Source organism: Polynucleobacter sp. 35-46-11 (assembly GCF_002281105.1).
This window is the reverse complement of the sequence record NZ_NCFJ01000075.1, coordinates 1-8,930: the sequence shown is the minus strand read 5'-3', so window position 1 is coordinate 8,930 and position 8,930 is coordinate 1. Positions and strand designations below refer to the sequence as shown.

Here is an 8,930-nt window from a genome sequence, read left to right as displayed (position 1 = left end):
TCTCCAGTCCCTGCTCCATCCGACGCTCAACACCCCAAAAAGACCAACCCAGGACTGTTTGTGCGGGAGGTGAGTGTCTTTAAGCGCTAGGGTAATTTAATAAGTTTTGAACCTAACAATGATACCAGTTTTGCGTATAAACCCTTGGATTCCCAGCCAATCAAGCCTGGAAGGTAATAAGCCCCCAAGTCATCCGACTGAGGGGCTTATTTTGATCATTTACAGAAGATTTAAGACTTCGCGCTTTGCTCGATGATGGTCTTAATTTGAGCTAAAACAGTCTGATCTTCCATGGTGCTGATATCGCCAGGATCACGCCCTTCAGCCACAGCTTGGAGAGCACGGCGAACAATCTTGCCAGAACGGGTCTTAGGCAAGGCCGTCACAATATAAACACGTCCTGGACGAGCAATCGCGCCCAATGTGGAGTCCACAGTTTTCATACACTCCGCTTCTAAAGTTGCGGTGTTAGAAGAATCCTTAGGAATCACAAAAGCAATCGCAGCCTGACCTTTGAGCTTATCTTCAATACCCACTACCGCCACTTCTGAAACATTGGAATGGCCAGAAATACTCTCCTCGATCTCACGAGTGCCTAAACGGTGGCCAGCAACGTTAATCACATCATCGGTACGGCCCAAGATGAAGAAATAGCCGTCATCATCTTTGATGCCCCAGTCAAAGGTGGAATAAATCGTCTTACCGGGAATGGTTTCCCAGTAGGTGCTAACAAAGCGCTTGTCATCACCCCAAACAGTTTGCATACAACCTGGAGGCAGGGGTCCCTCGATAGCAATCACGCCCTTCTTATCTGAACCCAACTCTTCTGAAGTAGCGTCATCCAACAACTTCATGTTGTAACCAAATGATGGAACACCAGGTGAGCCAAATTTATGCGGCATTACTTCAACGCCACGCTGAATTGCCAACATAGGCCAGCCAGTTTCTGTCTGCCAGTAGTTATCGACAATCGGCTTCTTAATCGCATCATGAATCCAACTTGCAGTTGGCTCATCCAAAGGCTCGCCCGCCAAGAACAAGGCACGTAATGTTGAAAGATCATATTTTGTTAAGAATGCAGGATCTTGCTTCTTCAAAACACGAACTGCTGTTGGCGCAGAGAACATGACTGAGACTTTGTACTTCTCTACCAGCTTCCACCAGATACCTGCATCTGGGCTCAATGGAGTGCCCTCGTACATGATCGTAGCCATACCATTAAGCAATGGGCCATAGATGATGTAGCTATGACCAACAACCCAACCAATGTCTGAAGTAGTAAACATGGTTTCACCAGGCTTGCCACAGAAGATGTGATTCATTGTGGACATCAAGGCCACAGCGTAACCACCGGTATCACGCTGCACACCCTTAGGCTTGCCGGTTGTGCCAGAGGTATACAAAATATAGGAAGGATGTGTGGCGTCAACCCACTCAACTGGCACCAAGTCATTTAAGTGTTTTTGGCGCTCACTTGCGTAATCTAAATCACGTCCAGCAACTGTCGTGAACTCAGTTAAGCCGCGGTTCACGATCAATACTTTTTCTGGTTTGTAACTTGCCAGCGTAATAGCCTCGTCTAGCAATGGCTTGTAGGGAACCGATTTGCCACCACGCGATCCTGCCTCTGAGGTCACAATCATCTTTGGTTTTGCATCATCGATACGTGAAGCAAGGCTATGGGATGCAAAGCCACCAAACACGACAGAGTGAATAGCACCAATACGCGCGCAAGCGAGCATTGCAAAACATGCTTCAGCAATCATCGGCATGTAGATCAATACGCGATCGCCTTTTTGAACGCCATTGGCCTTGTAGATAGCAGCCATACGATTAACTTCTTCGTAGAGCTCTTTAAATGTGTATGCTTTTTCTACATTGGTTTCTGTTGACACAGCAACGAGAGCAATTTGATCTGCGCGATCCTGAAGATGGCGATCAACCGCGTTGTAGCAAAGATTGGTTAAACCACCTTCAAACCATTTTGCAAACGGAGGGTTTGCGTAATCTAGAACCTTATTGAATGGCTTCTCCCAATGAATGAGTTTTGCCTGCTCTCCCCAGAAACCATCTGGGTCTTTAATGGAGCGTTCGTGTTCTGATTTATAGGACATGGTCAACCTAAATAAGTAAATTAAAGATTCTGAGATTATTGGATTTTGCTAGTTCCTTTGGCATTTGACGTCTTAGCTGCAGGGCTAGTAACTTTCGCAGATCCATTTTTCGCAGATTTTGCAAGCCCTGTCGATGCGTGTTTATGCTGAGAGCCAGAGCTATTTGAGGAAGATTTGCCCTGCCCCACTGCTTTCGAAGACTTTCCTGAGGAACAATTAGCCCCTTTTGCACATTTTTTAGGGGCTGGGGCTGGTTTAACTAGACTCAGATTCGCATTTTCTGCCATCGCCACTGAAATATCCCCAGAATTTTGGTTGGTTTTGGGGACAAGTACAGTTGAGCCAGCCCTTATGCGCATTCCTTTTGGAATCCCATTGATATCTCGTAGAGCATCAGCATCGACTCCCAGGGTCTTAGCAGCCTTATCCACTGGCTCAGTTTTTGCAATGCGCACCGCGGTCCAAGTGGAAAGTGGCTTGGTGTATTTTTTGAGGTTATCTTGAAAGATTTCTGCATGTCCAAAAGGCAGCAAAATCTGCTGATTGGCATTACTCAAAATCACCGGTTTATTAAATGATGGATTGAGATTATGAAACTCTTCAGATGGGATCTCTGCCAACTTAATCACTAGATCAACATCAATATCGCTACCAACATCTACCGCCACAAAATAAGGATGATTTTCCAATTCAGGCAAGACGATGCCATAGGCTTGGGGATCTAAAACGATCTGCCGGTAGGCCATCAACTTAGGGACATAGTTGCGAGTCTCATTCGGCATTTTGAGACTGAGGTAATCAGTTGGTAATCTAGCAGCCAAATTTCGCTTTTGGGCTTTAGCCACATTACCCGCCCCCCAGTTATAAGCTGCTAAAGCAAGCTCCCAGCTACCAAACTGCTTGTGTAAACGCTGCAAATAATCGAGGGCAGCATCAGTTGACTGCAATACATCCCTGCGCTCATCTCTAAAGACGTTTTGCGTCAGCTGAAAGTCTTTCCCGGTTGCTGGCATAAATTGCCATAAACCCATGGCCTTTGCACTGGATTTAGCATTCGTCACAAAAGCACTCTCAACAAAGGGAAGGAGCGCAATCTCCATCGGCATATTGCGTGTATGAACCTCTTGAACGATATAAAACAAATAACGTGAAGAACGTTCCATTGATCGATGCACATAGTCAGGTCGAGCACTTAACCACCTCACCTGCTCAATCTCCAGAGGAGTATTCATCGGCTCCATCTGAAAGCCATCGCGGATACGAATCCACAAATTACTCGATGGCGCATAGATGCTACTGACAGATTGATCCTTGAGATTGACCCGCTTCGCTTTTGCCGCCCGTGGATCTGATTGACCGGAGGAGTCCGAAGACCAATCTCCAGTACTTGCACAACCAGAGAGTGCAGCAATCAGCAAAATCGCTGCATAACGCCACAACATCAGAACCGATCCTTCCAGGCCCGAATTACCGCTAAAACATGTGCAGGTGTTGGCAATAATTTTTCACCAGAGACCTCGATAGCGGCATCGATTACAGCCTGTTGATCACAGCGCATGAAGGGGTTCACTTGCAACTCCTGTCCGATAGTCGTTGGCAAGGTTGGTAGATGTTGATCTCGCAGGGCCTTGGCAGTTTCCGCCCATGTGATGAGATTCGCATTATTGGGTTCAACAGCTAGAGCAAATCGGATATTCGACAAGGTGTATTCATGAGTGCAATACACCAGGGTATTTTTCGGCAAGGAGATGAACTTGGCGAGAGATTGACTCATCTGTGTTGGGGTGCCTTCGAATAAACGGCCACAACCAGAGGCAAACAAAGTATCACCGCAGAACAACATAGGCTCGACCACATTAGCCTGCATATTCGCAAAGTAAGCAATGTGACTCAGAGTGTGTCCCGGCACCTCATACACCTCAAAGCTGATGCGCGGCGCAGCCACTTCAATCTTATCGCCTTCCATCATGGCATTAGTACGAGCAGGAATATCAATGCTGGCTGGACCATAGACTGGAACCGATCCCAGCGCCTGCAGTAGATTCAAAATGCCACCAGTATGGTCAGCATGGTGGTGGGTAATTAAAATACCCGTCAAAGCGAGGTTTTGTTGCTCCAGGTATTTCAAGACCGGGTCAGCGTCGCCTGGATCTACGATCAATGCGGATTGACCATCATGAATGCACCAGATGTAGTTGTCATCAAAAGCCGGTATCGGCCAAACATGCAATAAAGTATTCTTCACCATACGCCCATGATACCAATCCCACCCTCACCATCTCAGATGCCTGCACCACCATGGAGTTCATGGGAAAAGTGGCTGCAATCGCCTCCAGGACGCTATGTGTTGGCCTGGGAGCAGAAATGCTTCAATCAGATCGTGGCTGATGTCTTCGGTTTTTATGCCGTACAAATCGGTTTGCCACAAATTAATACCCTGGCAGAAAACCGTATGCCTTTGCACGCGCTCCTGATTCACTCCAATGATCGCCAAAAACAGCTTACCGAATTCAATTGGCATCAGGTTGAAGGCAGTCCTAGCGAACTCCCTTTTGCCTCTGAAACCATCGATTTATTAGTGCTACCGCATGTCTTGGAATTTGCAGCAGATCCCCATCAAATTCTGCGGGAAGCTGAGCGCGTCCTGCGCCCAGAGGGTCGTCTCATTATTTCTGGCTTTAACCCAGCTAGTCTTTGGGGTATGCGCCAATATCTCAGCCGCTGGATAGGCAGCCCTTACCTGCCTCGGGACGGGCAATTTATTGGCCTGCTAAGAGTGAAAGACTGGTTGCAGCTATTGAACTTCTCATTAGACCGCGGTCATTTTGGGTGTTACAAACTCCCCCTGAGTAGTGAGTCAGGGATGGGCAGAATGGATTTTATGGAGCATGCTGGCAACCGCTGGTGGCCTATTTTTGGGGCTGTTTTTTTGGTCTCAGCCATTAAACGTCAGCAAGGTATCCGGCTCATTGGCCAGGTTCAGGGTTTACGGCTCCCAGCAATCTCCCAATTAAGTCCGGCAACTGAAAGTAGACAGAACTTAGCTAATAACCAAGACAAAGTAAATTAACGGCATGCCTCAAACCAAAACCCTGCCCCATATCGTGATTTATACCGATGGCGCCTGCAAAGGCAATCCTGGCCCGGGCGGCTGGGGCGCAGTTTTACGCTCAGGGGCTCATGAGAAGCATTTGCATGGTGGGGCTGAGCACACTACCAATAACCGCATGGAAATTAGCGCCGTTATTCATGCGCTACGAGCCCTCAAGCAAACTAGCTCCGTAGAGCTTTGGACAGACTCTCAGTACGTCCAAAAAGGTGTCACTGAGTGGCTCGAGGGTTGGAAGAAAAGAGGCTGGAAGACTGCCAGCAAAGATCCGGTCAAGAATGCCGATTTATGGCAGGAGTTGGATGCTCTCATCCCTGAACACAAGATCTCCTGGCATTGGGTACGTGGACACAGCGGCCACCCTGGAAATGAGTTGGCTGACTTACTAGCCAATCGGGGTGTAGAGGAATTTTTACCTTAGGCCAAAGTATTGCCCCCAAGCCCGTTTTTACTGGTCTTGTGAGAGAATGAAAAGATATAAATTGGCTCCAAAAAGAGCCTCAAATCCATATAAATCCAAGAAAATTCGAGAACGTGTCCAAAATAGAATCAGCGCTAGATAAAACAGTTGCCAAATTGCCATTACTCAAAAACTGGGTCATGGCGCGCTTGTGCAAAGTGTGGCACAAAATCTCCCCTACATTCTCGTTAAAGCAAAAATTGGATTACCCCACTGGCAAAGCTTTGGTATTGCAGTACAAGTGGCGTATTGTGATTGTGGCGCTCATCTTATTTGCTGGCTCAAAGGCTTACGACTACTTTTTCCCACCTAGCGGCAAAGCTGGTGCAGTTCAAACTATCACCAGCATGGTGACCGAAAAGAAAGATATTCCACTTGTCATTGAAGCTACCGGAACAATTGTTTCCAATAGCATTGTGGATATCCGCCCAATGGTCACCAATAAAGTTGACAAGATTCATATTATAGATGGGCAAGACGTCAAAGCGGGTGAACTCTTATTTACCCTCGATAATCGAACTGACACGGCTAACTATGAAAAGCTCAAAGCCTTAGCTGATGATGCTCAAAAACAATACTTACGTGCCAAGGAGCTCGTTACTAAGAACTTCATTTCAAAAGCAGGATTAGAAACTGCATTAGCCAATGCAAAGTCAGCCCAAGCAGCTGCAGAGACTGCTCGCGTTCAACTTTCTTTCGACTTTATTCGTTCCCCCATTGATGGAAAGGCCGGCATCATCAATGTTTTCCCAGGGACCCTGGTGCAGGCTAGCAATACAGTGATCAGTGCAACCAACGCATCTTCGACCTCCACCACCAGCTCAATGGTCACAATTACACAACTTAATCCAATTAATGTTCAGTTTGTGATTCCAGAAAAAGATATTCCCATTCTTTTAGAAAGCAAACAGAGTGGTACACCTATGAAAGTACAGGTGACAGTTGGTAACAATACTCAAAGAGTTTTCAACGGAGAAGTGTTGGTGGTCGATAACCAAATTGATCCTCAAATAGCAGCAGTTCGCGTCAAAGCGCAAATACCAAATGAGAAGTACGAGTTGCTACCTGGTCAATTTGCGCGCGTGTCCTTAAATGCGAATACATTAAAAGATGTCATTGCCATTCCATCTGAAGCGATCGTCATGAATCCTAAAGGACGCTTAGTCTATATTGTGGATAAGGATGGCAAGGTAGCAGCCAAACCCATCACCGTGAGCTATGAATACCAAGGCACTTCGGTTGTCAACGGTCTAGAAGTTGGCCAACGAATTGTCGTGGAAGGCAAACAAAATTTGCGGACAGGAAGCAAAGTGCGCGAAGCCAAGCCTGCCAACACTCCTGCAGCCCAAGCAAAATGACGCTCTCAGAATTATGTATTAGAAGGCCGGTCATGACGGTTTTGCTCTCGCTAGCTACCGTTATCGCTGGAAGCGTCGCTTATTTTAAGATTCCTGTTGCCGCCCTACCCAGCTTCAATACGCCGATTATTTCGGTTACAGCAAGTCTACCGGGCGCATCACCCGAGAACATGGCTTCAGCTGTAGCACTGCCTTTAGAAAAAGAGTTTTCTACTATCGATGGCATCAAAATCATTAGTTCAAGTAGCACCTTAGGCGCTACCAGCGTTACCCTTGAGTTTAATAATGATCGCGATATTGATAAGGCATCTGTTGATGTTCAAGCAGCTTTATTACGAGCTCAAAGACGTCTACCTATTGAGATGACGATTCCACCGTCGTATCGCAAAATCAATCCAGCGGATACCCCAGTCATCATTATCAGGATGAGCTCACCATCCATCAGCCTATCGGAGATTAATGATTACGCTGAAAATTTGATGGCACCTAATCTATCCACCATCAGCGGCGTTTCACAAGTAAATGTCTATGGCGCCAAACGATATGCGATTCGTGTTAGCGCTCAACCGGATGCGTTAGGCAATCGCAATATCACCATGGATGAGTTGGCTGCTGCCATTAATAAAGCCAATACCAATAGTCCTATCGGCACGCTAGATGGCCCACGACAGTTGATTACGATCTATGCAAATCCGCAACTCGTTAAAGCTGAAGAATTTGGCAATCTGATCGTTGCGCAACGCAATGGCTTCCCGGTCTATCTCAAAGATGTTGCTGTCGTTGAAGAGAGTTATGAGGACGTTAAAACCTTTGCGACCGCTAAAGGTGAGCGCTCAATTGCAATGGGGGTGATGCGCCAGCCTAATGCAAACACAGTAGAAGTTGTGAACGAGATTAAGCGCTTGCTCCCCACTCTCAAAGCACAGTTACCTGAATCAATTCAGCTCAGCCTCATTAATGATCGCTCAACGTCTATTATCGAGTCGATCCACGATGTCAATCTCACGCTGATACTGACAATTGCATTGGTTGTACTTGTCATCTTCTTATTTCTCAAGAATATTGCAGCCACCGTCATCCCCTCGATTAGCTTGCCGATTTCTCTGATTGGCGCTTTTTTTGTCTTTTACTTTATGGGCTATAGCCTAGACAATATTTCACTACTGGGTATTACTCTGGCAGTTGGATTGGTGGTAGATGATGCGATTGTTGTACTAGAAAACATCATGCGCTATATCGAAAGTGGCATGAGTCCGCTCAAGGCAGCGCTCAAGGGAAGCAAGGAAGTTGGATTTACGATTGTTTCCATCTCCTTATCTCTTGTGGCAGTATTTATCCCGCTTTTCTTTATGGCAGGGCCGATCGGACTTCTCTTTAGAGAATTTGCAGTCGTTGTTACCCTCTCGATTCTGGTCTCTGCAGTAGTCTCCTTGACTATTGTGCCGATGCTATGCAGTCGCTTTCTCAAAGAGCAGCATGGTGAATCAAAAAGCTACCCATTCACAAAGGGCTTTGATCGAATATTCACCTGGTCCCTCAATAGCTACACCCATTATTTAGACCTAGCACTCGTTAATAGAAAAAAAGTGTTGTGGGGGACGATAGCCACTTTCATAGCCACCATTGCCCTCTTTGCATTTAGCCCCAAAGGATTCTTCCCGGAAGAAGACATTGGGCAACTCCGCATCACCGTAGAGGCAGCACAGGATACTTCGTTTAAAACGATGCTGGAATTGCAAGATCGGGCCGCAGTTATTGTGGATAACGATCCAAACGTGGAAACATCCATTTCGATTCTGGGGGGAGGCATGAGCTCAGGACGAAACACCGGTAGATTCTTTGTGATTCTCAAGCCCAAGAGCGAACGCCAGAAGATGAGCAAGGTCATG

Annotated in this window: 7 protein-coding genes; 4 read left to right on the top strand and 3 right to left on the bottom strand. The window is 46.7% G+C overall.

What is annotated here, in order from left to right; translation table 11 throughout:
- Window positions 1-230: 230 nt before the first annotated feature.
- The 3 genes from B7Y67_RS07635 to gloB are packed head-to-tail and all read right to left on the bottom strand — an operon-like array spanning window position 231 to window position 4,362.
- Window positions 231-2,114 (bottom strand): propionate--CoA ligase, encoded by a 1,884-nt coding sequence (locus B7Y67_RS07635; RefSeq protein WP_215387676.1) that lies wholly within the window; start codon window positions 2,112-2,114, stop codon window positions 231-233.
- Window positions 2,115-2,149: 35 nt separating this feature from the next.
- On the bottom strand, window positions 2,150-3,556 hold the full coding sequence (locus tag B7Y67_RS07630) for a transglycosylase SLT domain-containing protein (protein ID WP_293598125.1): 1,407 nt from the start codon (window positions 3,554-3,556) through the stop codon (window positions 2,150-2,152).
- Window positions 3,556-4,362, bottom strand: coding sequence for a hydroxyacylglutathione hydrolase (gene gloB / locus B7Y67_RS07625; RefSeq protein ID WP_215387674.1), 807 nt, complete (start codon window positions 4,360-4,362; stop codon window positions 3,556-3,558). Before gloB ends, B7Y67_RS07630 begins: the two co-directional genes overlap by 1 nt.
- 6 nt (window positions 4,363-4,368) lie before the next feature.
- Between gloB and B7Y67_RS07620 the strand changes: the two genes are divergently transcribed.
- From B7Y67_RS07620 to B7Y67_RS07605, 4 genes are all read left to right on the top strand, one after another.
- Entirely contained in the window at window positions 4,369-5,184 is an 816-nt protein-coding gene (locus B7Y67_RS07620; RefSeq protein ID WP_293598124.1) for a class I SAM-dependent methyltransferase, read from the top strand.
- Window positions 5,185-5,206: 22 nt separating this feature from the next.
- Entirely contained in the window at window positions 5,207-5,644 is a 438-nt protein-coding gene (gene rnhA, locus B7Y67_RS07615) for a ribonuclease HI (protein ID WP_293598126.1), read from the top strand.
- Window positions 5,645-5,757: 113 nt separating this feature from the next.
- A complete protein-coding gene (locus tag B7Y67_RS07610; RefSeq protein ID WP_293598123.1) occupies window positions 5,758-7,041 on the top strand; it encodes an efflux RND transporter periplasmic adaptor subunit in 1,284 nt (427 codons plus the stop codon).
- Window positions 7,038-8,930 (top strand): efflux RND transporter permease subunit (locus B7Y67_RS07605; RefSeq protein WP_293598122.1); only part of this gene is annotated, 1,893 nt, incomplete at its 3' end. The genes B7Y67_RS07610 and B7Y67_RS07605, both read left to right, overlap by 4 nt.

What these genes read in the sequence shown, in the direction of transcription:
- B7Y67_RS07635 (WP_215387676.1), bottom strand. Translation starts at nt 2,114, where the DNA reads ATGTCCTATAAATCAGAACACGAACGCTCCATTAAAGACCCAGATGGT.
- B7Y67_RS07630 (WP_293598125.1), bottom strand. Translation starts at nt 3,556, where the DNA reads ATGTTGTGGCGTTATGCAGCGATTTTGCTGATTGCTGCACTCTCTGGT.
- gloB (WP_215387674.1), bottom strand. Translation starts at nt 4,362, where the DNA reads ATGGTGAAGAATACTTTATTGCATGTTTGGCCGATACCGGCTTTTGAT.
- B7Y67_RS07620 (WP_293598124.1), top strand. Translation starts at nt 4,369, where the DNA reads ATGATACCAATCCCACCCTCACCATCTCAGATGCCTGCACCACCATGG.